Origin of the sequence: Terrabacter sp. C0L_2, assembly GCF_036352015.1 — a bacterium.
GTDB classification, from domain to species: domain Bacteria; phylum Actinomycetota; class Actinomycetes; order Actinomycetales; family Dermatophilaceae; genus Terrabacter; species Terrabacter tumescens.
In genome coordinates, this window is sequence record NZ_CP143557.1 from 4,069,532 (window position 1) to 4,095,291 (window position 25,760).

Consider the following 25,760-nt stretch of genomic DNA (forward strand, 5'->3'; position numbering starts at 1 on the left):
TCGCCAGCGTACGCGCGTCAGGCCGTCGAGGCGGCGAGCTGGCCGCAGGCTCCGTCGATGTCCTGGCCGCGCGTGTCGCGGATCGTCGTCGGGATGCCGTGGGCCCGCAGCCGCTCGACGAAGTTCTGCTCGACGCCCGGTCGGGACGCCGTCCACTTCGAGCCGGGCGTGGGGTTGAGCGGGATCGGGTTGACGTGGACCCAGCCCCGGCCTCGGCGGTTGAGCTTCTCGCCGAGCAGGTCGGCGCGCCAGCCCTGGTCGTTCATGTCGCGGATGAGGGCGTACTCGATCGACACGCGGCGACCCGTCGCCTCGAAGTACCGGTAGGCCGCGTCGAGCGCCTCGTCGACCGACCAGCGGGTGTTGATCGGCACGAGCTCGTTGCGCAGCTCGTCGTCCGGTGCGTGCAGCGACAGCGCGAGGGTCACCGGGATGCCCTCGGCCGTCAGCTTGTCGATGCCGGGCACGAGACCGACCGTCGACATCGTGATGCCACGCGCCGACATGCCGAGGCCCTCGGGCGTCGGGTCGGTGAGGCGCCGGATGGCACCGATCGAGGCCTTGTAGTTGGCGAGGGCCTCACCCATGCCCATGAACACGACGTTGCTGACGCGCAGGGGCTCCTCGCGGTCCTCGTCTCCCCCACCGGCGAGCTCGCCGCGCCGCAGCGCCCGGGCGGCCCAGACGACCTGCTCGACGATCTCGCCCGCGGACATGTTGCGGGTCAGACCCGCCTGACCGGTGGCGCAGAACGGGCAGTTCATGCCGCAGCCGGCCTGGCTCGAGATGCAGATGGTGACGCGCTTGGGGTAGCGCATGAGCACCGACTCGACGATGGCGCCGTCGTGCAGTCGCCAGGCGTACTTCATCGTCTGCCCGTCGTCGGCCACGCGCTGCACGATGGGGGTCAGCAGCGTCGGGAGCAGGTCGGCGACGAGCTCGGACCGCACGGCCTTGGGCAGGTCGGTCATCTGCTCGGGGTCGTCCTCGAGCCGCTCGAAGTAGTGCGTCGAGAGCTGCTTGGCCCGGAAACCCTTGTGGCCCAGCGCTTCGACGGCCGCCTTGCGCTCGGCAGGGCTGAAGTCGGCGAGGTGCCGCGGCGGCTTGCCGCGGCGGGGCGCCTGGAAGGTCAGCTGCCCCGGCACGGGGCGGGCGGTCGTCGGCTCGGGCAGCGCGACGGGAGCGGCCTCGGAGGGGGCTTCGGAGGCGGGGGCTGGGGTCTCAGTCATCTCCCGTCCATTGTCTCAGGTGGAGTCAAAACGCGCCGTGGGCGCGATCCCGAGGAGGTATGCCGTCCCCCTCGCCGGGCGACCCCGCTCAGTCGCGCGGCGCGGACCGCTGCTCGGCGACCGCGTTGCCGCCGTCGACGACGAGCACCTGGCCGGTGACGTAGGAGGACTCCCGGCTGGCGAGGAACGCCACGGCGGCGGCGACCTCGTCGGCCGTGCCGGAGCGCCCGAGCGGGGTCGCCCGCCCCTCCCGGGCCTCGTCGTCGGTCTGCGAGCCGGTCGCCACCCAGCCGGGAGCGACGGCGTTGACGGTCACGCCGTGCCGCCCCTCGTCGACGGCCAGGGCGCGCGCGAGCCCGAGCAGGCCCGCCTTCGCCGTGGCGTAGGCGACCTCGTCGCGCATGGCCATGACGCCGCCCGTCACGCTGCTGACGAGGACGAGCCGGCCGGCGCCCGAGGCCCGCAGGTGCGGCAGGGCGGCCCGGCTGACGAGGTAGGCGGTGTCGAGGTTGCGGGCCAGCGAGCGCCGCCACCGGTCCGGGTCGGTGGCCAGCAGGTCTCCCCCGAGCGTGTCCGGCTCGGCGGCACTGGTCATGCCGGCGTTGTTGACGACGACGTCGAGGCGGCCGTGCTCCGCGACGCAGCTCCCGACGAGCGCGTCTGCCTGGGACTCGTCGGTGAGGTCGCCGACCCGGCCCGTCGCCAGCAGGCCGTCCGCACGCAGCTCGGCGACGCGCTCGTGGACGCGGTCGGTCGTGGCGCCGAGGACGACGGCCGCACCGAGGCGCCCGAGCAGCCGGGCGGTGGCCATGCCGATCCCGCTCGGGCTCCCCGCCCCGGTGACGAGGACGACCCTGCCGGACTGGTCGAAGGGCGGGCTCACGGGACGTCCGGCCGCAGGGTCGCCGTCACGCTCAGACGGGCTTGGCGGCCAGCAGCGTCAGGACGGCCCAGACGATGGGCGCCACGACGACGAGCGAGTCGAGGCGGTCCATGACGCCGCCGTGCCCGGGGAGCACGTTGGACATGTCCTTGATGCCGAGGTCGCGCTTGATGAGCGACTCCATGAGGTCGCCCACGGTGGCCGCTACGGCCACGCCGACCCCGAGCGCGATGCCGATGACCCACGAGTGGTCGAGCAGGAAGTGGACGCTGAGCGAGCCGCCGATGATGCAGAAGAGGACCGACCCCGCGAAGCCCTCCCACGACTTCTTGGGACTGATGGTGGGAGCCATGGGGTGCTTGCCGAGGAGGACGCCCGCGGCATACCCCCCGACGTCGCTGCACACGGTCGTGATGAGGAAGACGAAGACGCGACCCACGCCGTCCTCGGGGGCGAGGAGCAGCACCGCGAAGCCCACGAGGAACGTCGGGTAGGTCGAGATGAAGACACCGCCGAGCACGTCGCGCCCGGCCCCGTCGAGCCGTCCAGTACCGCGCCAGAGGACCACCGCGAGGCACGTCAGGCACCAGGCCACGACGAGGCCGGCAGGTCCGTGGACGTAGGCGGCCCACAGCATGCCGACCATCCCCAGGACCGGAGGCGCCAGCGGCGCGTGGACACCCGCGTTGCGTAGCGCCGCCCGCAGCTCCCAGATGCCGACGGCCACGGCAAGCGCGACGAGGACGACGAACGACTCCTTGCGGATGAGCAGGGTCGCGATGATGAGCACACCGAGGCCCACGCCCACGCCGATAGCGGCGGGCAGGTTACGCCCCGCCCGGCTCTGCTTCTTCTCGAGGACCTGCTCCGGAGGGAGGCCGGCGAGCTCGTCGAGCGTCGGGTCGTAGGGGACGGGCTCGAGCGGACCGGGCCCGTCGTCGTCACCCTGCGCGGGAGACGCAGGATCCACGGGGTCCGACGGGGAGTCAGTCGTCATCATCGGGTCGAGCATCGAGGTCACACCTCGAGCAGCTCGGACTCCTTGGCCTTGACGAGCACGTCGACGAGGTCGGTGTGCTTCTTGGTGAGCCCGTCGAGCTCCTTCTCCGCGCGGGTGCCGTCGTCCTCGCCGACCTCGCCGTCCTTGACGAGCTTGTCGATGTCGGTCTTGGCCTTGCGACGGATGTTGCGCACCGAGACGCGGGCGTCCTCGGCCTTGCCGTGCGCGAGCTTGATGTACTCGCGGCGACGCTCCTCGGTCAGCTCCGGCATGACGCAGCGGATCTGGTTGCCGTCGCTGCTCGGGTTGACGCCGAGGTCGGAGTCACGGATGGCCCGCTCGATCTCGTGCATCGCCGACTTGTCGAACGGGATGACGAGGATGGTGCGCGGCTCGGGGTTCTGGAACGAGGCGAGCTGCTGCAGGGGCGTCGGCGCACCGTAGTACTCGACCGTCAGCTTGTTGAACAGTCCCGGGTTGGCGCGGCCGGTGCGGATGCCCGCGAAGTCCTCCTTGAGGACCTCGACGGCCTTGTCCATCTTCTCCTCGGCCTCGAACATCGTCTCTTCGATCATGGGTCTTCGGTTCCTCGTCCCTCGTTCGTGTCGTGTGCGGTGCGGCGCTGCTCGCGTGGTCACGCGGACCGGGCGCGGCGGCCGGGCTCAGGCGTTGGTGACCAGCGTGCCGATCTTCTCACCGAGCAGGGCGCGCGTGATGTTTCCCGCGCCCTCCATGCCGAAGACGACCATGGGCAGCTTGTTCTCCATGCAGAGGCTGAAGGCTGCGGCGTCCACGACCTTGAGGCCCTCGACGATGGCGTCCTGGAAGGTCACCGTCTCGAGCTTCTTGGCCTCGGGGTTGGTGCGCGGGTCGGCGTCGTAGACGCCGTCGACGCCGTTCTTGGCGATGAGGACCGCGTCGCACTTGATCTCGAGGGCGCGCTGCGCGCTCACCGTGTCGGTGGAGAAGAACGGCATGCCGGCGCCGGCGCCGAAGATGACGACGCGGTGCTTCTCGAGGTGGCGGATGGCGCGGCGCGGAATGTAGGGCTCGGCGACCTGCTGCATGGCGATCGCGGACTGGACCCGCGTCTCGACACCCTCCTTCTCGAGGAAGTCCTGCAGGGCGAGGCAGTTCATGACGGTGCCGAGCATCCCCATGTAGTCGGCACGGGTGCGGTCCATGCCGCGCTGCTGGAGCTCGGCGCCGCGGAAGAAGTTGCCACCGCCGATGACGACGGCGACCTCGACGCCACCGCGCACGGCGTCGGCGATCTGCTTGGCGATCCCGGCGACGACGGCCGGGTCGAGGCCGATGCGGCCACCCCCGAACACCTCTCCGGAGAGCTTGAGAAGGACCCGGTGGAAGGGGGTCGTCTGGGCGTCGGTCATGGCGCAGGGCCTCCTCGTGGGCAGCGTTCCGGCGGTCGGTCGATCTTTCCACACCCCGCGGCCATCGGCCGCATCGGGCGTCAGGCCCCGAGGATCCCGGGCAGCGCAGCGGCGAGCCGTGCGTAGTCGTCCTCGTCGTTGTACGGCGCGGCGGCGAGCCGCAGGTATCCGCGCCCCTCGAAGGACACGGGCGGCACGACGAGGCCCGCGGCATACAGCTGCTGCCAGAGCGCCTCCGCGGACTCGGTCGTCGTGGCCACGCCGTCCGGCAGCGCGACGAGCCGCAGGCAGGGGGCCGAGCGTATGCCGGCACGCGGGTCGGGCGTGCCGAGCGCGGACCGTACGTGCTCGACTCCACGGACCAGCAGGTCGGCGTTGCGCGCCACCTGCTCCCACCCGCCGAGGTCGCGCCACGCGGCGAGGCCGTCGGGCACGGCGACCCACGACGAGTGGTCGACGGTGCCCTGCAGGTCGAAGCGCTCGGGGTAGGGCAGGCCGTGGCTCCACGACGTGACGAGCGGGCGCATCGCCTCGCGGTGCTCGGGCGCCACCCACAGCGTCGCGGCGGCCCGGGGTGTGTAGGCCCACTTGTGCAGGTTGCCGGCCCAGAAGGCGACGCCGAGGCCCTCGACGTCGAGCCCGGGCAACGCTCCCGGCACGTGGGCGGCGTCGACGAGGACCGGGACGGGTGCGACGGCTGCCGCGACGGCCGCGACGGGCAGCTCCAACGCCGTCGGCGAGGTCAGCTGGTCGATGACGACGAGACGGGTGCGGTCGGTCACGGCCGCGGCGAAGGCTGCGACGACGTCGGCCGGGTCCGCGTCGACGGCGAAGGTGGCGGTGCGCAGCGTCGCCCCCCGCGCCTCGGCCGACCAGCCGGCCGTGAGGTAGCCGTGGTTGCTGACGACCACGTCGTCGCCCGGTCCGACACCGAGGCCCTGGAGCACGACCCCGACGGCCTCGGTGACGTTGCGCACGAGCGCGACCCCGTCGGCCGGCACGCCGATGAACTCCGCCGCCGACTCGCGTGCGGTCGCGAGCGCCGACGGCAGCTCGTCGCGGAAGGCCCGCATCGGGGCCCGCTCGATGCGGGCCCGGGCGCGGTCCTGGGCCTCCCGGACCGACCGGGGCACCGCGCCGAAGGCGCCGTGGTTGAGGTGGGTCAGGTCCGGGTCGAGCTCGAACAGCTCGGCGATGTCACGACGCACCCGGTCATCCTGCCCCACCTCACCGGGCGAGCTGCGACAGGCAGGTCGACGAGGACGGGTCGGAGGTCCCCGCCGGTCGCTGGGCCGCCGCGCGGCTGCGGCCGAGGTTCCAGCCGAGGAGGTCGTCGGGCGTGGGTGCGGGTCGCGTGGACAGGATGCAGGAGGAGACCGGTGCGGGCAGGCCGGCCACGATGGTCGGCTCGGCGTCGGCACCGAGCCCGGCCAGGTAGTACGGGTCGAGCTTGCCGGTGGCCTGGTAGCGGTCGATGTTGCGCTGGGCGACCCACGCCTCGGGGTTGGCGAGGCCACCGACGAGCACGAAGGCGGCCGCCGAGACGAGGGCGGCCCGCGGCAGCCACCACCCCGAGAGCCGCACCCCCGCCACGAGGACGAGCACGACGAGCAGGCCGAGCCAGAGCTCGAAGGCGTCGACGAGGACACGCAGCAGGGTGAAGCCGTAGGCCTGCTGGTAGAGGTCCATCCGGTGCAGCGCCGACGCGACGACGACGAGCGTCAGGGCGCAGAGGGCCCCCAGCGAGACGCGCAGGACGAGCCGCTCGCGGGCGGTCGACCGGGGCGCCTTGCGCACGGCGAGCGCGACGGTGGCGAGGGTGAGGACCGTCGCTGCGGTCAGCTGGCCGAAGCCCTGGTGGACGTACTCTGCATACGTGAGCCCGGTCGTGCGCTGCACGTAGTCGTGGCCACCGAAGAGGGCGGCGGCCTGCGCCGCGACGAACGCGGCGAACAGCGCGACGACGAGGCCGACCGGGACCACCCACTCCCACAGGCGAGCGACGGGGCGTCCCTCCGGCAGCACCACCCGATCCACGCGTGGCGGGTTGAGCGCGACGTAGCCGGCCGCGAGCAGCGCACCGCCCATGACGAAGCCGACGAAGAAGCGGAACGTCAGGCCGTCCCAGGCGAACTGCGGCACGAGTGCCTGCGCCCAGGAGCCGAAGACCGCGTCGCCGGAGGCGAACAGGCCCCCGAAGACGACGAGCGCGACGAGCGAGATCGCCACCGTGCGCACGACGGGCCACAGGACGTTGATCCGGCTCGTGACGGCCACGGTGCGTCCCAGCAGGGGCAGCCCGCGAACGGCCGCGAGCGGCCACGACGCGAGCCCGGCCACGAGCGACAGCAGGCCCTTGGCGTCGGTGAGCGCCGTCGTCAGCACGACGACGCCGAGCATGATGGCGATGACGGTCAGCCACTCGGCCGCCCGCAGCACCGACAGCGACGCGAGGGCCACGCACAGCACGCTGCTGAGCACCGTCCACCGGGCCCGGCGACGTTCGGTCGTGCGCCACAGCACGACGCCACCGACGAGCAGCACGCCGAAGAGCGCGACGCCGATCCCCCGGTAGGGCAGCACGATGGCCGAGAGGACACCGACGCCGAGGCAGGTGAGCAGCAGCCGCACCTGGGGGGCGAGTCCCGCCTCGGGCCAGAGGTCGCCGAAGAGCGAGTCGATGACCGGCTTGGGTGCCCCGACCGGGACGGTGGCGTATGCCGTGTGGCCCGTCGACGGGCCGGCGCTCCCTGCCGACGGGGCCGGACTTGCGGCTGGGCTGGGTCCTGCTGCAGCGGGGACGGGTGCGGGCACGGTGCTCTCCTCGGTCGGGACGTCGGCCCGGCGGTCGTCGGGTGGTGTGGTGTCGGGGGTCTTGGTGTCGGTGGGCCGCTCGGCGGCAGCCGGGGGCGGTGCGGCCGTGGGTTCTGCGGCCGTGGGTACTGCGGCCGGGGACCGCGGCAGGACGGCGCGGATGCGCGCGCCGTGCTCCCCCGTCGGTGGGCTGACGGCGGCGATGGACCCGCCGTGCAGCTCGCAGACCCAGCTGGCGATGGCCAGCCCGATGCCGGTGCCGCCGCCGGCGTCGTCGCCCGAGCCGAAGCGGTCGAAGATGCGGTGGCTCTGCTCGGGCGGGATGCCACTGCCCTCGTCGGCGACCATGAGCCACCAGCGGTCCGGGCCCTCGGGGCCGGCGCTCACGGTGACCCGACCACCGGGCGGGCTGTGCCGGTCGGCGTTGTCGAGCAGGTTGGCGAGCACCTGCTCGAGTCGCGCCGCGTCGGCGGTGACGTGCAGGTCGGCCGGGACGTCGACGACGTGGACGGTGCCGCGTCGGGACACCCCTGCCTCGGCCACGGCACGGTCGACGAGCTGCCGGACGTCGACGGCCGCGAGCGCGAGCGGCGTGCGACCGCCGTCGACCCGGCTGAGGTCGAGCAGGTCGCCGACGAGGGCGCCGAGCCGCTCGGCCTGGGCCAGTGCGGTGCGCAGCACGGCGTCGTCGGGGTGCACGACGCCGTCGACGAGGTTCTCGAGCAGTGCCTGCTGGGCTGCGAGCGGTGTCCGCAGCTCGTGCGAGACCGTCGCCACGAGCTGCCGGCGCTGCTGGTCGGCGCCGGCGAGGTCGGCTGCCATCGTGTTGAAGGCGTCGGCGAGCACGCCCACCTCGTCGGCGGACGTCGCCGTGACACGACAGGAGTAGTCCCCCGTCGCCATCCGCGACGCCGCGGCCGTCATCTCCCGCAGCGGGGACGTCATGCCGCGGGCCAGCCACTGGGTGACGCCGAGCGCCGCGGCGATCGTCACGGGGAGGGTGAACCAGCCGGGCACCCCGGCGCGGTCGCCGATGACCGAGACGAGCGAGGCGGCCATGATGCTGGCCGCGACGAGCAGTCCGAGCTTTGCCTTGATCGAGCGGATGCCGTCGAGCGGCCGGTCGGCGTTCACGGCGCGTCCGGGGAGTCTGCCGGGTCAGTGGAGTCGGGCATGCCTGCGGCGCTCGGGGTCTCGGGGACCTGGCCGGTCTCAAGGGCGTAGCCGACGCCGTGGACGGTGCGCACGCGGCCCGCACCGACCTTGGCGCGCAAGGACTTCACATGGCTGTCGAGGGTGCGCGTGCCACCCGAGTCGGCCCAGCCCCACACCTCGCGCATCAGCTCGTCGCGCTCGCGCACCGCGCCCGGGTCGGCGGCGAGCGCCAGGAGCAGGTCGAACTCGAGCGGCGTCAGGTGCACCTCGCTCCCCCGGGCCGTGACGCGGCGCGAGCCACGGTCGACGGTCAGGTCGCCGACGGCGAGCACCGGCGGCTGCTCCGCGGCGAGCTCACGGGCCCGGTCGACCCGGCGCAGCAGGGCCCGGATGCGCGCGACGACCTCCCGCATCCGGAAGGGCTTGGTCACGTAGTCGTCGGCCCCGACGCCGAGCCCGACGAGCAGGTCGGTCTCGTCGGCCCGTGCCGTCAGCATGAGGACGGGCACCGGCCGCTCCCCCTGGATGCGACGGCACACCTCGAGCCCGTCGAAGCCCGGCAGCATGAGGTCGAGGACGACGAGGTCGGGTGCGTGCTCCGCGTGGGCGGTGACGGCGGAAGGACCGTCGAAGGCCTGGACCACCCGGAAGCCCTCTGCCACAAGCCGATCCGTGACCGCCTGGTTGATCGTCGGGTCGTCCTCGACGACGAGCAGCGTCGGCGATGCAATGTCGGGCGACGGTGCGGCATACCCCTGGTTCATGTCCCCGAGCCTAGGAGCGGGCACGCGGGTGGCGAGGGTGCGACGTGTGGAGATCCTGTGAAGCCCGGCCGGGTCCACACCGGCCCGGCCGGGCACTCCCACCCACCACGGTGGCTCAGATGAAGAGCAGCTGCGCGCCCTCCGTCAGCTCGATGAAGTCGGAGGCCGAGATGATGCCCTCGACGTCGTCCCGCAGGTCCTTCTCGCCCAGGTGCTGCATGTCGGCCGACATCCGGCACGCCCACAGGTGGCCGCCGGAGGCGACGATCTGGTCGAGGAACTCCGGGACCTCGGGCACGTCGAGGTCGGCGATGGCCTTCTTCATCTGCGAGGTGGCGAGGTGCGTCATCCCGGGGATGCCGCCGAGGCCCTGGGGCATGTGCGTCGCGGTGTTGCCGAGCATCGTGAACTTCAGCTCCCCGGACGTCTTCCTGTTGATCATGTCGAAGCCCCAGAACGTGAAGAACAGGTGCGTCTCGATCCCTTCACCCAGAGCGGCGTTGGCGAGGATGAGGCCCGGGTAGGCCATGTCGAGGTTGCCCTTGCTGCAGATGATCGCGAGCTTGCGACCCTGCGACTCCGGCGCGTCGAACGACGGCACGAACGGTGCGGTCTCGGTGGTCTGGGTGGTCATCACACACATCCCTTCGGCTTGGGCAGGCCCGCGACGTAGGCCATCTTCTTGGCCGGCTTGCCGGGGAAGAGCTCGAAGAGGGACTTGACGGGGGTTCCGGTCTGCGTGCTGACCCGGCGCAGGGTCGCCGTCTCGCCCTGGAGCGCGAAGTCGTCACGCAGGAAGTGCACGAGCTTCCAGTGCTCGTCGGTCAGCTCGATGCCGATGAGGCGGGCGAGCTCCGCACCGAGGTCGTCCGACCACTGGTCGGGGCGGGTGAGGAAGCCCTCGTCGTTGACCTCGACGGCATGGCCGGCGATCGTCGTGGTGGGCATGGGGACGCTCCTTTCAAGCGCTCACGGGGGCGGGGACCTTCCCCGCCATCGACATCTGCGCGGGCAGGCCGAGAGGTCGTCCGGGGAGCAGGAGGTTCCAGTAGATGTGGCGGAACGCGAGCTTGCCGATGTGGTTGGCGCGCGACTCCTTGAGCAGGGTCATCGGGCCGAGGCGCGGCAGCGGGAACGTGCCGGTCAGGGGCTCGGTGTCGTAGTTGAAGTCGAGGAGCATCGCCTTGCCGCCGCCGGACTCGACGAAGCAGTTGGCGTGCCCGTCGAAGGCGTGGGTCATGGGGCGACCGGAGACGTGCTCGAGGAAGTTGTCGACGAAGACCTCGACCGAGAAGTGCGCGACCGAGCCGGCCTTGGACGTCGGGATGTTGCTCGCATCGCCGAGGACGAAGATCGACGGGTGCTCGGTGGACTGGCTCGTGTGCTTGTCGACCGGGACGTAGTTCAGCTCGTCCCCCAGCCCCGACCGCGCGACGAAGTCGGCGCCCATGTTGAGCGGGATCGTCACGAGCTGGTCGTAGGCGACCTCGCGCTCGTCGTAGGAGACGAGGACGCGGCGCTCCTGGTCGACGTGCTCGACCATGAAGTCCGTCTCGACCGTGATGCCCTTGTCGGCGAGCAGGTGACCGAGCTCACGGCTCGCGACCGGCTTGGTGAAGGCGCCGTCGAGGGGCGTGACGAAGACGATCTCGGTGCGCTCGCGCAGACCGCGGCGCCGCAGGAAGTCGTCGGCGAGGAAGGTGAACTCGAGCGGGGCCACGGGGCACTTGATCGGCATCTCCGTGACGTGCACGACCAGGCGTCCGCCCACGAACGAGGCGAGCGACTCCCGGAGCGCCGCGGCGCCCTCATAGGTGTAGAACTCGCCGACGCTCCGGTGCCACTCCGGTCCGAGCATCCCCGGCGTCTGGTCGGGTCGGGCCGAGGTGCCGCTGGCGATGACGAGCTCGTCGTAGCCGAGCGTGCGTCCGTCGACGAGGGAGACCTCGCGGGCCTGCGGGTCGATGCGGTCGACGTCATCGAGGACGAGCTCGACGCCGTCCGTGATGAGCGCGTGCCGGCTGCGCCTGACCTGGTCGGGCTCGATGAGCCCGAAGGGCAGGAAGAGGTAGCCGGGCTGGTAGTCGTGGACGTCGTCCTTGTCGACGACGTTGATACGCCACTCGCTGGTGGGGAGACGGTGCCTCAGCTTGTTCACGACCATGGTGCCGGCCGTGCCCGCTCCCAGAACCACGAGGGACCTCATGGTGGTGGTCATGGTTCGACGGTACCCCGGAGGGTATGCCGTCGGCTGTGAGCCACCAGACAACGGGGCTGTGACCTCGGAGACAGAAGGCTTGCCTCACAAGCAGATCCGCCCCTCCGGGCCGAGGGCGCTCAGGTGCCCTTGAGCCACCGGCCGAAGAGCCGGGTCACGAACGGCAGCAGGACGTAGGTCATCCACGGGGTCGCGACGAGGGTCGTGACAAGGACGCGGACGGCGGCCGGCCAGTCCCCGCTGAAGGGCGAGAGCAGGTAGGTCAGCGCCAGGCTCGTCGGGAAGAAGGCGATCCAGATGACGCTCGCCTGCTTCCACCGCGGCGGCGCCGAGGGGGCGCCCGGGCCCGCCTCGTGCACCGACGACGTCGCCGGCTCGTCGAACCAGCCCTCGATGCCCGTGCGGTACTCGGTGCGCCGGTGCTCGACGAGGTCGGCCGCCGAGCGCAGCCACCGCATGCGCTCGGGCGAGCGCTCCCACGCGTCGAGGTGCTCCCGCGAGTCGAACCGGTAGAGCATGTGCCAGTCCTCGGCGCCCGAGCGCACCCACCCGGCCCCGAGGAAGCCCTCGAACCGCTCGGCCATCGACGTGCCGGCGTGCACCCACGCCTGCATGAGCAGCTCGTCCTCGGGCGCGACCCGTCGGGTGATTGACACGGTCAGCGGACCGTCGACCGCGCTCGCCGTCATGGTGTCGGTGGTGATGCCGGTGCTGGTGCTCATGCTCGTGGGGCTCCTCTGGAGTCGGTCCCGGGGCAGGCGGGTCGGGATCTTCCCGGCCCCGGACGCGACGATGCCGGCCGCCCCCGAGGGGGCGACCGGCATACGTCGTCGTGATGCGCGGGTTCTGCGCTACGAGTGGTGCGCTGGCACCAGGGAGGTCAAGACCTCACTGGCCGACGCGGAAGCGCGCGAAGGACGTCGCCTGGGCGCCGCCCTCCTCGAGCACCTTGCCGACGGTCTTCTTGGCGTCCTTGGCGAACGCCTGCTCGAGCAGGACGTTCTCCTTGAAGAAGCCGTTGACGCGACCCTCGATGATGCGGGGAAGGGCAGCCTCGGGCTTGCCCTCCTCCTTGGCCGTGGCCTCGGCGACGCGACGCTCGTTCTCGACCGTCTCGGCCGGGACCTCGTCACGCGTCAGAACGGTCGGGCTGAACGCCGCGATGTGCATCGCGACGTCGCGGCCCACGGTCTCGTCGCCACCCTGCAGCGCGACGAGGACGCCGATCTGCGCGGGCAGGTCGGGGCTCGTCTTGTGCAGGTAGGACACGACCTTGTCGCCCTCGAGGCGCGCCACGCGGCGGACCTCGATCTTCTCGCCGATGGTGGCGTTGGCCTCGTCGAGCAGCTCCTTGACGGTCTTGCCGTCCTCGAGCGTGCTCGCGAGGAGCGAGTCGGCGTCGGTGGCGCCGGCCGCGACGGCCTGCGTCAGGACCTGGTCGGCCAGGGCGATGAACTTCTCGCCCTTGGCGACGAAGTCGGTCTCGCAGTTGACCTCGACGAGGGTTCCGACGCCATCGGTGGCCGAAGCCGCCACGAGACCGTTGGAGGCCGAGCGGCCCTCACGCTTCGTGACGCCCTTGAGGCCCTTGACGCGCAGGATCTCGACGGCCTTGGCGCGGTCGCCGTCGGCCTCGTCGAGCGCCTTCTTGACGTCCATCATGCCGGCGCCGGTCTGCTCGCGCAGCGCCTTGATGTCAGCGGCGGTGTAGTTCGCCATGCTCTGTATCGCTCTTTTCGTCAGTGGAGATTGACTCGTGTGTCAGCTGGTCGGGCTGGTGCGAGAAAGGCCGTCAGGCCTTCTCGGCACCGGCCGTCGCGTCGGCAGCCTGGGCCTCGGCAGGAGCCTCGGTCGCGGCCTCGGCGGGGGCGTCGACCGCGATCTCGGCGGCGACCTCGGGGGCCGGCGTCTCGACGGGGGTCTCGACCGGCGCCTCGGCAGCGGCGGCGTCGGCGTAGAGCTCGCGCTCCCACTCGGCCAGGGGCTCCTCGGCCTGCGCGTCGGCGCCGGACTTGCCGGACGAGCGCTGGACGAGACCGTCGGCGACGGCGTCGGCGATGACCCGCGTCAGCAGCGTGACGGAGCGGATCGCGTCGTCGTTGCCGGGGATCTTGTAGTCGACCTCGTCGGGGTCGCAGTTCGTGTCGAGGATCGCGATGACCGGCAGGCCGAGCTTGCGGGCCTCGTCGACGGCGAGGTGCTCCTTCTTGGTGTCGACGATCCACACGGCCGAGGGGACCTTGGCCATCGTGCGGATGCCGCCGAGGGTCTTCTCGAGCTTGATCATCTCGCGCTTGAGGATGAGCAGCTCCTTCTTCGTGTAGCCCGAGCCGGCCACGTCGTCGAAGTTCAGCTCCTCGAGCTCCTTGAGGCGCGTGAGGCGCTTGGAGATCGTCTGGAAGTTGGTGAGCATGCCACCGAGCCAGCGGTGGTTGACGTACGGCATGCCGACGCGCGTCGCCTGCTCGGCGATGGGCTCCTGGGCCTGCTTCTTCGTGCCGACGAAGAGGATGCTGCCGCCGTGGGCGACGGTCTCCTTGACGAACTCGTAGGCGTTGTTGATGTACGTCAGCGACTGCTGCAGGTCGATGATGTAGATGCCGTTGCGCTCGGTCATGATGAAGCGCTTCATCTTGGGGTTCCAGCGACGGGTCTGGTGCCCGAAGTGGACGCCGCTCTCGAGGAGCTGGCGCATGGTGACGACGGCCATGCCGTGTTCTCCCTTGTTTCGTTGTTGTCAGTTGTGCGTAGGCGCTGGCGCTCGGCGGTCACGTGGAGCACGTGGCCCGGCGGGCGGCATACGACCTCACTCCTGGCGCCTGACGCACCCCGCCCCTCCGCGAGCGGATGGGGACTGCCGTGGTGCGACCCGGTCCGGCGGACCGGCAGAAGACGCGCGAATTTCGGTCCCGTGCGACGAGCACACGTGACCGCCATCCATCGTACGTCCTGACCCGGGTGGTGGAGAAATCGTGGCGACCCGACACAATGGCCCGCATGGCGCACTGGGTGGAGACGATCCCGAGCTTCGTCGTCCTCTCGGTCGTCCTCTTCCTCCCCGGCTGGCTGCTCGTGCGGGCGCTGGGGGCCCGCGGCCTCGAGGCGTTGGCGGTCTCCCCTGCCGTCTCCACCGGCCTGATCGCCGCGTTCGCGACCGTCGCCCAACGGGTCGGCGTGCGCTGGGGGCTGCTGCCGCTCGCCGTCGTGACGGCGGTCTGCGTGGCGCTCGCCTGGGGCGGGATGCGCGTCTTCGGCCGGCACGACCCCGAGCTCGGGGCGGCCCGCCGCCTGCTCGGTCGACCCCGTCCCGACGCCGTCGTGGCCATCGTCATCGGCGCCGTCCTCGCGCTCGCGACGATCCTGCCGGCCATGGGGCGCCCCGACGAGCTCGTCGACTCCCCCGACGCGGTCTACCACCTCGGCCGGATCAAGACGTTCCTCGAGACGGGCAACTTCTCCATCGCCAACCCGACGTTCTACCCCAACGGCTTCCACTCGTGGATCGCCACCGGGCTGCTGCCGGGCGTCGCCGACGTGCTGCCCGGCACCAACGTCGCGACGATCGTGCTCTCCGCGCTCGTGTGGCCCATCGGCTGCGTGGCCCTCGTGCGCCACGCGCTCGGCACGTCCCGCCTCGTCACGTATGCCGCGGGGTTCGCCTCCGCGGCCTTCATCGCCTTCCCGACGATCCTCCTCGGCTGGGGCGTGCTCTGGCCCAACCTCATGGCGACCGCCCTGACGCCGGGCGCGCTCGCCCTGATGCTGCAGGCCGCACGCTCGAGGCGGATCGGGCAGTGGCTCGGCTTCGTCGCGGCGATGCCCGGCCTCGCGCTCATCCAGCCCAACGCGCTCGTCGCCCTCGTCGTCTTCGCCCTCGTCTGGTTCGTGACGGCCCGCCTGCGGGCCGGCCTGCTCCGCCACCTGTCGTGGTGGGTCGTCGTGCGCGACCTCGCCGTGGTCGCCGTCGTCGGCGTCGCGGGGCTCGTCGCCGCACCCGCCGTCTCGGCCCAGCTCGCCTCGACCCAGTCCTACGAGTGGAAGGACCGCGTCTCGGTCTGGACCGCGCTCGTCGAGGTCATCGGTGGCCGGCTGCAGATCCCCGACGTGCTCTGGGGGCTCGTGCTGCTCCTCGCGCTCGGGATCGGGTGGATCGCACTGCGGGTCAGAGCGGCCCTGCCGGTCGTGGCGATGTGGCTCGCCTGCGTCGTGCTCTACGTCATGGCGGCGTCCTCGACGCTGTCGTGGACCTCGCTCATCACCGGCTACTGGTACAACGACAAGGTCCGGCTCGCCTCGCTCGCCGCGGTCCCCGGCGTCGTCGTCGTCGCGGCCGCTGCGCCGGCCCTGCGCGAGCTGCTGCGCAAGGTGCCCGCGCTCGGGTCGCGCCCCGTCGCCGTGGGCCTCGTCGCCGTGCTCGTGATCCCCGTCCTCACGCTGGGGCTCAACGGGGCAACCCGCCAGCGCATGCTGAGCGGGTTCTTCCGCCCCACGTCCCCCGAGCGGGTCATCCTCTCGTTCGAGGGCCAGGACTCGCTGCGGCGCCTCGCCGCGCTCATCCCCGCCGGGCAGGGCGTCGTGGGCCGCCCCGAGAACGGCTCACCCCTCATGTGGCCGCTGTTCGGCACCAACACGCTCTACCGCTCGATCCCCATCCCCACGACGGGCGACGAGATCGTCATCGGCACCGGGTTCAACGACATGGAGCACCGCCCCGACGTGTGCGAGGCCATGGCGCGCCACGACATCCGCTGGGCCGTCGACTCGACGCACGTCTACTGGCTCGACCGGCCCGAGCGGTCCTCCGGCCTGAAGGACCTCGCCCACGTCGACGGGGTCGAGCCGGTGCGCACCGACGGCGACTACACGCTCTACCGCGTCACCGGCTGCGGCCTCGGCGCGGCCGGCTGAGCCGGCCACACGGCATACGTCCACTTCTTCGCGCATTTCTCCGGCGATGGGCGTAACGCTTTCGTCCCGTCCGCGATGGTGAGGGTGGAGATCCCACACGGACCCCCTGACCGGGTGGGATCTCCACTCACGTCCCGCGGCAAGGACCCCTCCACAGCCGCCGCGAGTCGTGGAGCCCCCGCCACGTGCCCCGGCGGGGGCTCTCCCACGTGGCGGGCCGATCGGTCGACGGCACCCGTGGCTACGCTCGGGCCATGAGCTCGCCGCTGATCTCGCGCATGCAGCCCTTCGGCACCACGATCTTCGCCGAGATGTCGATGCTGGCCACCCGGACGGGTGCCATCAACCTCGGCCAGGGCTTCCCCGACACCGACGGCCCGCGCGCGATGCTCGACGCGGCCAAGGCGGCCATCGACGCCGGGCGCAACCAGTACCCACCCGGCCCCGGCGTCCCCGAGCTGCTCGAGGCGGTCGCCGCCCACCAGGAGCGCTTCTACGGCATCCGGCTCGACCCGTCCTCGCAGGTGCTCGTCACCGTCGGCGCGACCGAGGCCATCGCGTCGGTCGTGCTCGCCCTGTGCGAGCCCGGCGACGAGGTCGTGACCTTCGAGCCGTACTACGACTCGTATGCCGCCACGATCGCCCTCGCCGGAGCGACCCGCCGCACGTCGGTGCTGCGCTTCCCCGACTTCGCGGTCGACGAGGCGTCGCTGCGGGCGGCCTTCTCGTCGCGCACCCGCCTCGTGCTGCTCAACACGCCGCACAACCCCACCGGCAAGGTCTTCACGCGCGACGAGCTCGAGCTGATTGCATCCCTCGCCCGCGAGCACGACGCGTGGGTCGTCACCGACGAGGTCTACGAGCACCTCGTCTTCGACGACGCGCAGCACGTGCCGGTGGCGACCCTGCCGGGCATGGCCGATCGCACGATCACGATCAGCTCGGCCGGCAAGACCTTCTCGGCGACCGGCTGGAAGGTCGGCTGGCTCACGGGGCCGGCCGAGGCTGTCGCCGCGGCGCGCACCGTCAAGCAGTTCCTCACCTACGTCGGGTCGGGCCCCTTCCAGCCGGCGGTGGCGCTGGCCCTGGGCCTCGGCGACGAGGTGTATGCCGGCCTGCGCGACTCGCTGCAGGCCAAGCGCGACCTGCTGTGCTCGGCGCTCGAGGCGTCCGGTCTGCAGGTCGCCCGCCCGTCCGGGACGTACTTCGTCATCGCCGACGCCGCGCCCCTCGGGGCCGTGGACGGGCTGGAGTTCGCGCGACGGCTGCCCGAGATCGCCGGCGTGGTCGGGGTGCCCGTGTCGGTCTTCCACGACGACCAGGACGCGGCGCGCACCCTCGTCCGGTTCGCGTTCTGCAAGAAGGACGAGGTCCTGCTCGAGGCGAGCCGCCGCCTCGCCGCCGCCGGCACCCGCCCCCCAATCGAGTGAGCGCCCCGCGCCACCACTCACACCCACTCGAGTGGCCCCGTCACCCCACCAGCCACACCCAAGCACGTCGAGTGAGCACTCCACCCCACCAGCCCCAGCCCCTCGAGTGGCCTCCCCGCCCCACCAGCCCCACCCCCTCGAGTGGCCTCCCCGCCCCACCAGCCCCACCCCCTCGAGTGGCCACGCCACCCCAGCCCGTCCACACCCCCCGGTCCGGACTCCCGGTCGTCCACAGGATCCTGAGGCGGCCGGCGGGCCGACCATGATCCGGGCGAGCATGGCGGCATGTCGATCGGGTCAGCCCTGCTGGGAGCGGTGCTCGCCGCCGCCTCGGCGACGGGCGCCAGCGCCGTCCCCTCTGTCGTCCCGGACACGGCCGCGCATGCACGTGCCCCGGGAGCAACCGCTGGCAGATGGGCCTGGCCGCTGTCGCCGGAGCCCGAGGTGGTGCGGCGGTTCGACCGACCCGACCAGCCGTGGCTGCCGGGGCACCGTGGCATCGACCTGGCCGCGACCGTCGACCAGGCCGTCCTGGCGCCGACCGACGGGCGCATCTCGTGGACCGGCGTCATCGCCGGACGCAGCGTCGTGGTCGTGGCCCACCCGGCCGGCCTGCGCAGCACCTTCGAGCCCGTGACGGCGACGTCGGCGGTCGGGACCGCGGTCGCGCGGGGCGAGCCCGTCGGCACCGTGACGTCCACGTCCGGCCACTGCGCGCCCCGCACCTGCGTGCACTGGGGCGTGCTCCGGGGCGAGACCTACCTCGACCCGCTGTCCTTCGTCGGCCGGTCCCGGGTCATCCTGCTCCCCCTCCCCTGAGCCACCTTCTCGGCGCCCGTCAGGCAGCGACGGTCAGGCGCGTGGGTGAGCCTGCTCGTAGCTGCGCCGGAGCCGGTCCACCGAGACGTGGGTGTAGATCTGGGTGGTCGCGAGGCTCGCGTGACCGAGGATCTCCTGGACCATGCGCAGGTCCGCACCGCCCTCGAGCAGATGCGTGGCGGCGCTGTGCCGCAGGCCGTGGGGGCCGAGGTCGGGCGCCTCGGGCAGGTGAGAGAGCAGCTCGTGCACGGCCGAGCGCACCTGTCGCGCATCGACGCGGCGCCCGCGCCGCCCGAGGAAGAGCGCCGGTCCGGAATGCTCACCGACGAGGCTCGGGCGGACGGCGAGCCAGCCCTCGATGGCTCGGCCGGCCGGGGCACCGAAGGGCACGATGCGCTCCTTCGCGCCCTTGCCCATGACGCGCACCACGCCCTGCGCCAGGTCGACGTCGTCGATGTCGAGGGCTGCGAGCTCACCCACGCGGATGCCGCTCGCGTAGAGCAGCTCGAGCACGGCCCGGTCGCGGACGTGGATCGGGTCCTCGTCGTCGGCCCGGACGGCGGCGAGGTCGAGCAGCTCGGTGGCCTCGCCCTGGCGCAGGACACCCGGCAGGGTCGCGTGTCGCTTCGGCGCCACCAGCCGCAGGGAGGGGTCGGTCGGGATCCGGCCGGTGTGCTCGGCCCACCTCAGGAAGGTGCGTGCCGAGGCGGCCCGGCGCGCGATGGTCGCGCGAGCGGCGCCCGCGTCGGCCTGGCTGCCGAGCCACGCGCGCAGGTCGCCGATCCGCAGGTCCCCGATCTCGTCGATGCCGCGCTCGGCGGCGAAGCCGAGCAGGTGCCGCACGTCACCGAGGTACGCGCGGCGGGTGTGCACCGAGCGCCCCCGCTCGGCACCGAGGTGACGGGAGTACGCGTGGAGCAGCTCGGCGTGCCGCTCGAGCACGTCGGTCTCGGCGTTCACCACATCCGTCACTCCCGCACCATCGCAAACCGCATGCCAACTGGCAAGCGCCGCGCCGTGGTGGCCGCCTTGGTGAGGAGGCCGGACCTCCGAAGCCGTGACCGAGCGCTCACTCGATCTGCGACGTGCTCACTCGACCGGGCCCGGGCAACGGGCATTGGTGACGCGGGGCCACTCGACTGGGGCAGGACGCTCACTCGATCTGCGACGGGGCGCTCACTCGAACTGGGATGGGGCGCTCACTCGAGCTGCTTGGACGGCTCCTTCGGATGTCGGCAGAAGGCGGCGCAGGGGTTAGCCGAGCGGGAGCTGGCGGCGTTGTGGGCGCTTGCGCCAGGTGCCGGCGGACTCGCTGACGAGGTCGAGCCGTTCGAGGCGGCCCAGAGCCGCCCGGACCGTCAGGGGCGCGTGGGCCACCTGCCGCACGATCGCGTCGAGGGTGAGCCCCGAGCGGAACGGCACGGCTTCGAGGACCGAGGCGTCGAGCTGTGGGAGGTCGTCACCGGGACGGACCGGGCCTCTCCCCGGCTCGTGCGCATCGTCGCCGAGGTCCCCGACGAGGTCGATGACCTCCTCCGCGCTGGTGACGAGCACAGCCCTGAGGTCGCGGATCTCCTGGTGACAGCCGGCGGAGGCCATCGAGGTGACAGGCCCGGGGACGGCCCCGACATGACGTCCTGCCTCGATCGCGTGCTTGACGGTGTTGCGCGAGCCGGACCGCAGGTCGGCCTCGACGACGACGGTGCCGCGAGTCATCCCCGCGATGAGGCGGTTGCGGGCGAGGAAGCGCGACTTCATCGGGGCCGACCCCGGAGCCACCTCCGAGACCACGAGCCCGTCACGGGCGATCCGGGACAGCAGGGCGGCGTGCCCCGACGGGTAGGGCCGCTCGACCCCACCGGCGAGCACGGCGACCGTCGCCCCCTCGACCGCCAGGGCCCCGCGGTGCGCGCTGCCGTCGATGCCGAAGGCCGCCCCGGACACCACGGCCCATCCGCGTTGGCACAGGCCGGCGGCGATGTCGGCGGCCATCTGCTCGCCGTAGGCGGTGGCGGTCCGCGAGCCGACGACCGCCACAGAGCGCTCGACGGTCTCCGCGAGGTCGAGCGGGCCCCGGACCCACAGGCAGTACGGCGGGATGTCGATCTGCCGGAGCCGCTCGGGCCATTCGTCGTCGTCCGGCACGACGACCCTTGCCCCGACCTTCGCCGCGATGTCGAGGTCGCGTGCGGTGTCGAGGGTGGCGAGCCGCGCGGCGAAGCGGGCCAGCGTGCCCCGGCCGGCGCGGATGCGCTCGACCGTCTCGACGGCGCCCACCTGCGCCACGAGCCCGGGCACGTCCTTGTCGCACGGCTCCGCGAGCCGTGACAGTGCAGCACGCGCCAACCGGTCAGCGTCCATCGTCCACCTCCTGGAGGTCGTACGTCGTTCGGGCGGTCACGGGCCGGCGCCCGTCGGGTGACGTCATGCGGCCACCCCCGCACGGTGGCGCAGGCTCAGGGCGAGGTCGACCTGCTCCGGGCCGGGACGCTGGAGGCCCATGACGTCGGCGATGGTCCAGGCGCACCGCAGCGTGCGGTCGTAGCCGCGCAGGCTGAGCGAACCCCGCTCCAGCGCCCGGTCGAGGGTGGTCGTCGCCGAGGTCGGCAGCCGCCACGGTCGACCCCGAAGCACCGAGCCTGGCACGTCCGCGTTGACCCCACCGCCCCGCTCGAGGACCGCGCGCCAGCGCTCGCCCTGCGCCGAGCGCGCGGCAGCGACCCGGGCGGCCACCGACGCCGTCGACTCCCCCACCGACGCCCCCGCCATCGACAGCCCCGGCGGCTGCACGTGCACCTGGAGGTCGACCCGGTCGAGCAGCGGGCCGCTCAGCCTGCCGAAGTAGGAGCGCCGCATGAGTGGGGTGCACGTGCAGTCCAGGCCCTTGCCCCAGCCGTTGCCGCACGGGCACGGGTTGGCGGCGAGGACGAGCTGGAAGCGGGCCGGGAAGGTGACCGTCTCGTGGGCGCGGGCGATCGAGACCGACCCGCGCTCGAGCGGCGTGCGCAGCGACTGGAGCACGCTCTTGTCGAACTCGGGCGTCTCGTCGAGGAAGAGGACGCCGTGGTGGGCCTGGGTGATCGCGCCGGGGCGGATGTGCCCGCTGCCCCCGCCGATGACCGCGGCCTGCGAGGCGCCGTGGTGCGGGGCCACGAACGGGGGCCGGGAGACGAGGCACGCGTCGTGCCCGGGGCCGAGGGTCCCGAGCACCGAGTGGATCGCCGTGACCTCCATCGACTCGGCCTCGCCGAGGGGCGGCAGCAGCCCCGGCAGCCGCTCGGCCAGCATCGTCTTGCCGGCGCCCGGAGGGCCGGCGAGCAGCAGGTGGTGGCCCCCGGCCGCCGCGATCTCGAGGGCCAGCTTGGCGTCAGCCTGGCCCACGACCTCGCTGAGGTCACGGACCGGCTCGGGCGGTGGTGGCGTGGCCGGCGGGACGGGCACCTCGTCGACGCCCCGTCCCTTGCCGAGGGTGTCGTAGCGCCGGACGAGCTCCACGACGTCGGCCACAGGGTGCACGTGCACCCCCGACACGAGTCGCGCCTCGCCCGCGTTGGCGACCGGGACGACGACGTGGCGCACGCCCACCAGGGATGCCGCGCGAACGAGCGGCAGCACGCCGGGCACCGGGCGCACCGTCCCGTCGAGCCCGACCTCACCGATGTGGACGACGTCGCGCACGACCGTCACCTGGACGAGGTCCATGGCCGCGGCGACGGCGACGAAGATGCCGAGGTCGAAGCCGGTCCCGACCTTGCGCTCGCCCGCCGGCGACAGGTTGACGGTGACCCGACGCTGGCTCACCGGCATCTTGTCGATGAGGGCAGCGGCAGCCTTGATCCGGTCGGAGGACTGCTTGACGGCCGAGTCGCCGAGGCCGCTGATCGCGAAGCCCGGCAGGCCCTGCGTCACGTGCGCCTCGACGTCGACGACGAAGCCGTGCACCCCTCGAAGGCCCACCGACCGGGTGCGCCCGAGACCCATCAGCACACCCCCTGCAGGTGCTGGAGCCGCGCCCGGCCCTCCGGGGGCCGGAGGATCGAGATGACGTCGATCCGCAGGGCGAGACCACGAGTGAGGTCGGCATGGTCGTCGCGCCACAGACCGGCCAGGTGTCGCAGCCGCCGCTGCTTGCGCCACGTGACGGCCTCGAACGGGGCGCCGTACGCCTCGGTCGTGCGTGTCTTGACCTCGCAGACCACGAGCTCGCGACCGTCACGGGCGACGACGTCGATCTCGCCGCGCACGCACCGCCAGTTGCGGTCGAGGATCGTCAGTCCCTGCGCGAGCAGGTAGCGGCAGGCGAGGCGCTCGCCGTAGTCGCCGAGGGCACGAGTCGAGAGGTCCATGCCGGCCACTCTCCCGGCGGCGACCCGGGGAGGACACCCGTCAGCGCGTGGCTGTGGACGGCATACGCCATCGGTGAGGGGGTGTGGACGACGCGGCCCCGCGGACGGGCGTCAGCTGAAGTCGCCGCTCTCCGGGAGCTTGATGTCGGGCTTGGGCAGCTCCTCGACGTTGACGTCCTTGAACGTCACGACGCGCACGTTCTTGACGAACCGCGCCGGGCGGTAGATGTCCCACACCCAGGCGTCGGCCATCGTCACGTCGAAGAACACCTCGCCGCCGTCGCTGCGCACCTTCACGTCGACGGAGTTGGCGAGGTAGAAGCGGCGCTCGGTCTCGACGACGTGGGTGAAGAGGCCGACGACGTCGCGGTACTCCTTGTAGAGCTGGAGCTCCATCTCGGTCTCGTACTTCTCGAGATCTTCCGAACTCACCTGATCGCCGTCCCTGTCTGCTCTGCCGTGGTGGGCACCGGAGCGAGGTTCTCCGTGCCCTCATTCAACACCTCGACCGGCCCCTCGGCGTACACGCCGGGCAGGCGCCACGAGCGACGGTGCAGCTCGCACGGGCCGAGCCGCGTGAGCGCATCCATGTGCTCGGGCGCGGAGTAGCCCTTGTTGAGCGCCCAGCCGTATGCCGGGTGCTGGGCCGAGAAGGTCACCATCATCTCGTCGCGCTCGACCTTCGCCAGCACGCTCGCGGCCGCGACGGAGGAGCACTTCAGGTCTGCCTTGACCATGGTCGTCACCGGCGGCGTCGCCGGGCCGTGCGCGTCCGCGAAGGCGAAGAGGCCGACCTCGGTCGGCGCGGTGAGCCAGTCGTGGTTGCCGTCGAGGATGACGAGGTCGGGCACGATCCCGGCATCGCGGATGGACCCGAGGGCGCGGAGGCCGGCCAGCCGCAGCGCCGCCATGATGCCGATCTCGTCGATCTCGTCGGCGCTCGCGTGCCCGACGGCGTGGGCGACCGCCCACCGCTGGATGCGCGGCACGAGCACCGTGCGGGCCCGCTCGGTCAGCAGCTTGGAGTCCTTGACCCCGGTCGGCGCGGACCGCACGGTCTCGTCGATGACGACGACGCCCACACTGACCGGCCCGGCGAGGGCGCCGCGGCCCACCTCGTCCATGCCGGCGAGAAGGCGGTGGCCGGAGCGCTGCAGGGCGCGCTCGACCCGCAGGGACGGTTTCTTGGACGGTGCAGGTCGTGCCATGGTGCGGGGCTTGCGAGGGTTGCCGGGGCTGCCGATCAGCCGACCTTCGTCGTCGTGGCCGACGGGCGCGGCTTGCCGGTGGGGCTCGGGTTGACCGTGCCCTTGCCCGTCGGTTTCGTCGACGGCGTCGTGGCCGTCGGGACCTGGGAGAAGGTGCGCTCGGGCACGCCGAGCCAGGTCACGTGGTCGATGGGCCAGACGACGAACAGCGCCCGGCCGACGATCTTGTCCATCGGGACCGAGCCGGTGGCGCCGGTGCCGTCGTCGTGCCAGCGGCTGTCGGAGGAGTCGCTGCGGTGGTCGCCCATGACCCAGATGCGGCCCGCCGGGACCGTGATGTCGAACTTCTTGCCCTCGCTCGGGTAGTCGCCCGGCTTGACGTAGGGCTCGGTGATCTCGACGCCGTTGACCTTGATCTTGCCCGTGTCGCCGTCGGCCTGGACGTGGTCGCCGGGCAGGCCGATGACGCGCTTGATGAGGTGGTTCTCGGAGTCCTCGGGGAGCAGGCCGACGAAGACGAGTGCGTCGTGGAAGGGCCCACCGACGTTGCTGCGCTGGCCGCCGAGGTCACCGAGCCACGGGGTCGGCGCACCCGGGTCCTCGAAGACGACGACGTCGCCCCGCTTGAGGTCGAACGGCCCGGGCGTCAGCTTGCTGACGATGACGCGGTCGTCCTTGACGAGGGTGTTCTCCATCGAGCCGGACGGGATGTAGAAGGCCTGGAAGAGCCAGGTCTTGACCACGAAGGAGAGAGCCATCGCGAGGACGACGACGATGACGAGCTCCTTGATGCCGGCCAGGATGGTCGCGCCGAAGCTGCGGGGCTCGTCGTCGTAGTCGTCGTCGAGGTCGTCGTCCAGGTCGTCGGTGTCAGCAGCAGTGCGCCCGCGCGTCGGGTCTTCGGGGCGTCCGGTGTACTGCGACATCACTCACCATTTCGTGGGACGGAGGCAATTTGTCCTTGCTCGACCGGTCCGAGCCGATCGAGCGGCCAGTATCGCACCCAAACCTTGCCGATCATGTCGTCCCCCGGCACCATGCCGCCACCCGGGTCGCCGAGGTGCGCACGGGAGTCCGCGGACGATCCCCGGTTGTCGCCCATGACCCAGAACCGGTCAGGCGGCACCGTCACGTCGAAGGTGAGCAGGCTCGGTTTCTGCCCCGGTGCCACGTAGGGCTCGGTGACGGCGACGCCGTTGATCTCGAGACGGCCGTCAGCGGCGCAGCACCTCACGTGGTCGCCGGGCAGCCCGATGATGCGCTTGACGTAGTCGGTCGGCTGGCCCTTGCCGGCCAGGCTCTCGACGGCCTCGACCAGCGTCTGGAGGAGGCCGCGCTCGGGCACTCGGAGGTTGAACGCCTGGGAGGCGTCGAAGACGACGATGTCGCCGCGGCGCAGGTCCGCGGGCGCCGTCGTGCGGCTGACGAGGATGCGGTCACCGATGAGCAGGGTGTCCTGCATCGACTCGCTCGGGATGCCGAAGGGCGTCACGAGGAAGGCCCGGATCACCACGATCGCGAGCAGCAGCAGCGCGGGACCGAGCAACCACCGGTGGCGTCGCGCGGCGGCATACGCCCCGGACCGACCGGACCGA

General features: G+C 72.1%; 25 protein-coding genes. 3 read left to right on the forward strand and 22 right to left on the reverse strand.

Translation table 11 applies throughout. The features are described 5' to 3' along the window. Nucleotides 1–17 precede the first annotated feature (17 nt). From rlmN to rpsB, 14 genes are all read right to left on the reverse strand, one after another. On the reverse strand, nucleotides 18–1,229 hold the full coding sequence (rlmN, locus tag U5C87_RS18925; RefSeq protein ID WP_330474021.1) for a 23S rRNA (adenine(2503)-C(2))-methyltransferase RlmN: 1,212 nt from the start codon (nucleotides 1,227–1,229) through the stop codon (nucleotides 18–20). Nucleotides 1,230–1,317: 88 nt separating this feature from the next. Next, nucleotides 1,318–2,112 carry an SDR family NAD(P)-dependent oxidoreductase gene (locus U5C87_RS18930; RefSeq protein ID WP_330474022.1) on the reverse strand — a complete coding sequence of 265 codons (795 nt, stop codon included), beginning with the start codon at nucleotides 2,110–2,112 and terminating at the stop codon, nucleotides 1,318–1,320. 31 nt (nucleotides 2,113–2,143) lie between these two features. Then, nucleotides 2,144–3,112 carry a phosphatidate cytidylyltransferase gene (locus U5C87_RS18935; RefSeq protein WP_330474023.1) on the reverse strand — a complete coding sequence of 323 codons (969 nt, stop codon included), beginning with the start codon at nucleotides 3,110–3,112 and terminating at the stop codon, nucleotides 2,144–2,146. Nucleotides 3,113–3,129: 17 nt separating this feature from the next. Further along, a complete protein-coding gene (gene frr / locus U5C87_RS18940; RefSeq protein ID WP_030146637.1) occupies nucleotides 3,130–3,687 on the reverse strand; it encodes a ribosome recycling factor in 558 nt (185 codons plus the stop codon). Between the two features lie 87 nt (nucleotides 3,688–3,774). Beyond that, nucleotides 3,775–4,503 (reverse strand): UMP kinase, encoded by a 729-nt coding sequence (gene pyrH / locus U5C87_RS18945; RefSeq protein ID WP_030146638.1) that lies wholly within the window; start codon nucleotides 4,501–4,503, stop codon nucleotides 3,775–3,777. Between the two features lie 80 nt (nucleotides 4,504–4,583). Beyond that, nucleotides 4,584–5,711 (reverse strand): aminotransferase class V-fold PLP-dependent enzyme, encoded by a 1,128-nt coding sequence (locus tag U5C87_RS18950; protein ID WP_330474024.1) that lies wholly within the window; start codon nucleotides 5,709–5,711, stop codon nucleotides 4,584–4,586. A 19-nt stretch (nucleotides 5,712–5,730) separates the two neighbouring features. After that, nucleotides 5,731–8,451, reverse strand: coding sequence for a DUF4153 domain-containing protein (locus U5C87_RS18955; protein WP_330474025.1), 2,721 nt, complete (start codon nucleotides 8,449–8,451; stop codon nucleotides 5,731–5,733). After that, entirely contained in the window at nucleotides 8,448–9,236 is a 789-nt protein-coding gene (locus U5C87_RS18960) for a response regulator transcription factor (RefSeq protein ID WP_330474026.1), read from the reverse strand. Before U5C87_RS18960 ends, U5C87_RS18955 begins: the two co-directional genes overlap by 4 nt. A gap of 115 nt (nucleotides 9,237–9,351) precedes the next feature. Further along, complete coding sequence (locus U5C87_RS18965) at nucleotides 9,352–9,870, reverse strand: DsrE/DsrF/DrsH-like family protein (protein WP_030146642.1); 519 nt, start codon at nucleotides 9,868–9,870, stop codon at nucleotides 9,352–9,354. After that, on the reverse strand, nucleotides 9,870–10,184 hold the full coding sequence (locus U5C87_RS18970; RefSeq protein ID WP_030146643.1) for a TusE/DsrC/DsvC family sulfur relay protein: 315 nt from the start codon (nucleotides 10,182–10,184) through the stop codon (nucleotides 9,870–9,872). Before U5C87_RS18970 ends, U5C87_RS18965 begins: the two co-directional genes overlap by 1 nt. Nucleotides 10,185–10,197: 13 nt before the next feature. Next, nucleotides 10,198–11,454, reverse strand: a complete 1,257-nt coding sequence (sqr, locus tag U5C87_RS18975; RefSeq protein WP_330474027.1) for a type III sulfide quinone reductase, selenoprotein subtype — start codon at nucleotides 11,452–11,454, stop codon at nucleotides 10,198–10,200. Between the two features lie 119 nt (nucleotides 11,455–11,573). Further along, on the reverse strand, nucleotides 11,574–12,176 hold the full coding sequence (locus tag U5C87_RS18980) for an antibiotic biosynthesis monooxygenase (protein WP_330474028.1): 603 nt from the start codon (nucleotides 12,174–12,176) through the stop codon (nucleotides 11,574–11,576). A 166-nt stretch (nucleotides 12,177–12,342) separates the two neighbouring features. Next, complete coding sequence (gene tsf / locus U5C87_RS18985) at nucleotides 12,343–13,173, reverse strand: translation elongation factor Ts (RefSeq protein ID WP_330474029.1); 831 nt, start codon at nucleotides 13,171–13,173, stop codon at nucleotides 12,343–12,345. 73 nt (nucleotides 13,174–13,246) lie between these two features. Next, nucleotides 13,247–14,164, reverse strand: coding sequence for a 30S ribosomal protein S2 (rpsB, locus tag U5C87_RS18990; RefSeq protein ID WP_330474030.1), 918 nt, complete (start codon nucleotides 14,162–14,164; stop codon nucleotides 13,247–13,249). A 287-nt stretch (nucleotides 14,165–14,451) separates the two neighbouring features. Between rpsB and U5C87_RS18995 the strand changes: the two genes are divergently transcribed. The 3 genes from U5C87_RS18995 (at nucleotide 14,452) to U5C87_RS19005 (ending at nucleotide 18,611) form a co-directional block, all read left to right on the forward strand. Further along, complete coding sequence (locus tag U5C87_RS18995) at nucleotides 14,452–16,362, forward strand: DUF6541 family protein (RefSeq protein WP_330474031.1); 1,911 nt, start codon at nucleotides 14,452–14,454, stop codon at nucleotides 16,360–16,362. A 254-nt stretch (nucleotides 16,363–16,616) separates the two neighbouring features. After that, nucleotides 16,617–17,792, forward strand: coding sequence for a pyridoxal phosphate-dependent aminotransferase (locus tag U5C87_RS19000; protein ID WP_330474032.1), 1,176 nt, complete (start codon nucleotides 16,617–16,619; stop codon nucleotides 17,790–17,792). A 285-nt stretch (nucleotides 17,793–18,077) separates the two neighbouring features. Continuing rightward, the gene (locus U5C87_RS19005) at nucleotides 18,078–18,611 is read left to right on the forward strand and encodes a M23 family metallopeptidase (protein WP_330474033.1); all 534 of its coding nucleotides are present in this window, start codon (nucleotides 18,078–18,080) and stop codon (nucleotides 18,609–18,611) included. Between the two features lie 33 nt (nucleotides 18,612–18,644). On the opposite strand, the gene U5C87_RS19010 is transcribed toward U5C87_RS19005, so the two are convergent. The 8 genes from U5C87_RS19010 to lepB (U5C87_RS19045) form a co-directional block, all read right to left on the reverse strand. Then, nucleotides 18,645–19,574, reverse strand: coding sequence for a tyrosine recombinase XerC (locus U5C87_RS19010; protein ID WP_330476718.1), 930 nt, complete (start codon nucleotides 19,572–19,574; stop codon nucleotides 18,645–18,647). A gap of 291 nt (nucleotides 19,575–19,865) precedes the next feature. Then, complete coding sequence (gene dprA / locus U5C87_RS19015; RefSeq protein WP_330474034.1) at nucleotides 19,866–20,972, reverse strand: DNA-processing protein DprA; 1,107 nt, start codon at nucleotides 20,970–20,972, stop codon at nucleotides 19,866–19,868. A 63-nt stretch (nucleotides 20,973–21,035) separates the two neighbouring features. Next, a complete protein-coding gene (locus tag U5C87_RS19020; RefSeq protein WP_330474035.1) occupies nucleotides 21,036–22,592 on the reverse strand; it encodes a YifB family Mg chelatase-like AAA ATPase in 1,557 nt (518 codons plus the stop codon). After that, nucleotides 22,592–22,957, reverse strand: coding sequence for a YraN family protein (locus U5C87_RS19025; RefSeq protein WP_330474036.1), 366 nt, complete (start codon nucleotides 22,955–22,957; stop codon nucleotides 22,592–22,594). The genes U5C87_RS19020 and U5C87_RS19025 overlap by 1 nt, the downstream gene beginning before the upstream one ends. 111 nt (nucleotides 22,958–23,068) lie before the next feature. Continuing rightward, nucleotides 23,069–23,389: a DUF2469 domain-containing protein gene (locus U5C87_RS19030; protein ID WP_030146655.1), complete on the reverse strand. Its 321-nt coding sequence runs from the start codon at nucleotides 23,387–23,389 to the stop codon at nucleotides 23,069–23,071. Next, nucleotides 23,386–24,165 (reverse strand): ribonuclease HII, encoded by a 780-nt coding sequence (locus U5C87_RS19035; protein WP_330474037.1) that lies wholly within the window; start codon nucleotides 24,163–24,165, stop codon nucleotides 23,386–23,388. Before U5C87_RS19035 ends, U5C87_RS19030 begins: the two co-directional genes overlap by 4 nt. Nucleotides 24,166–24,200: 35 nt before the next feature. After that, nucleotides 24,201–25,091 carry a signal peptidase I gene (lepB, locus tag U5C87_RS19040; RefSeq protein ID WP_330474038.1) on the reverse strand — a complete coding sequence of 297 codons (891 nt, stop codon included), beginning with the start codon at nucleotides 25,089–25,091 and terminating at the stop codon, nucleotides 24,201–24,203. Further along, nucleotides 25,091–25,711, reverse strand: a complete 621-nt coding sequence (gene lepB / locus U5C87_RS19045) for a signal peptidase I (RefSeq protein ID WP_330474039.1) — start codon at nucleotides 25,709–25,711, stop codon at nucleotides 25,091–25,093. The genes lepB (U5C87_RS19040) and lepB (U5C87_RS19045) overlap by 1 nt, the downstream gene beginning before the upstream one ends. Nucleotides 25,712–25,760 lie beyond the last annotated feature (49 nt).

What these genes read in the sequence shown, in the direction of transcription:
- U5C87_RS18970 (WP_030146643.1), bottom strand. Translation starts at nt 10,184, where the DNA reads ATGCCCACCACGACGATCGCCGGCCATGCCGTCGAGGTCAACGACGAG.
- U5C87_RS19020 (WP_330474035.1), bottom strand. Translation starts at nt 22,592, where the DNA reads ATGGGTCTCGGGCGCACCCGGTCGGTGGGCCTTCGAGGGGTGCACGGC.
- dprA (WP_330474034.1), bottom strand. Translation starts at nt 20,972, where the DNA reads ATGGACGCTGACCGGTTGGCGCGTGCTGCACTGTCACGGCTCGCGGAG.
- U5C87_RS18960 (WP_330474026.1), bottom strand. Translation starts at nt 9,236, where the DNA reads ATGAACCAGGGGTATGCCGCACCGTCGCCCGACATTGCATCGCCGACG.
- U5C87_RS19025 (WP_330474036.1), bottom strand. Translation starts at nt 22,957, where the DNA reads ATGGACCTCTCGACTCGTGCCCTCGGCGACTACGGCGAGCGCCTCGCC.
- U5C87_RS19000 (WP_330474032.1), top strand. Translation starts at nt 16,617, where the DNA reads ATGAGCTCGCCGCTGATCTCGCGCATGCAGCCCTTCGGCACCACGATC.
- tsf (WP_330474029.1), bottom strand. Translation starts at nt 13,173, where the DNA reads ATGGCGAACTACACCGCCGCTGACATCAAGGCGCTGCGCGAGCAGACC.
- U5C87_RS18995 (WP_330474031.1), top strand. Translation starts at nt 14,452, where the DNA reads ATGGCGCACTGGGTGGAGACGATCCCGAGCTTCGTCGTCCTCTCGGTC.
- frr (WP_030146637.1), bottom strand. Translation starts at nt 3,687, where the DNA reads ATGATCGAAGAGACGATGTTCGAGGCCGAGGAGAAGATGGACAAGGCC.
- rpsB (WP_330474030.1), bottom strand. Translation starts at nt 14,164, where the DNA reads ATGGCCGTCGTCACCATGCGCCAGCTCCTCGAGAGCGGCGTCCACTTC.
- sqr (WP_330474027.1), bottom strand. Translation starts at nt 11,454, where the DNA reads ATGACCACCACCATGAGGTCCCTCGTGGTTCTGGGAGCGGGCACGGCC.
- pyrH (WP_030146638.1), bottom strand. Translation starts at nt 4,503, where the DNA reads ATGACCGACGCCCAGACGACCCCCTTCCACCGGGTCCTTCTCAAGCTC.
- U5C87_RS18965 (WP_030146642.1), bottom strand. Translation starts at nt 9,870, where the DNA reads ATGACCACCCAGACCACCGAGACCGCACCGTTCGTGCCGTCGTTCGAC.
- lepB (WP_330474038.1), bottom strand. Translation starts at nt 25,091, where the DNA reads ATGTCGCAGTACACCGGACGCCCCGAAGACCCGACGCGCGGGCGCACT.
- rlmN (WP_330474021.1), bottom strand. Translation starts at nt 1,229, where the DNA reads ATGACTGAGACCCCAGCCCCCGCCTCCGAAGCCCCCTCCGAGGCCGCT.
- U5C87_RS18980 (WP_330474028.1), bottom strand. Translation starts at nt 12,176, where the DNA reads ATGAGCACCAGCACCGGCATCACCACCGACACCATGACGGCGAGCGCG.
- U5C87_RS19005 (WP_330474033.1), top strand. Translation starts at nt 18,078, where the DNA reads ATGTCGATCGGGTCAGCCCTGCTGGGAGCGGTGCTCGCCGCCGCCTCG.
- U5C87_RS18935 (WP_330474023.1), bottom strand. Translation starts at nt 3,112, where the DNA reads ATGATGACGACTGACTCCCCGTCGGACCCCGTGGATCCTGCGTCTCCC.
- U5C87_RS19035 (WP_330474037.1), bottom strand. Translation starts at nt 24,165, where the DNA reads ATGGCACGACCTGCACCGTCCAAGAAACCGTCCCTGCGGGTCGAGCGC.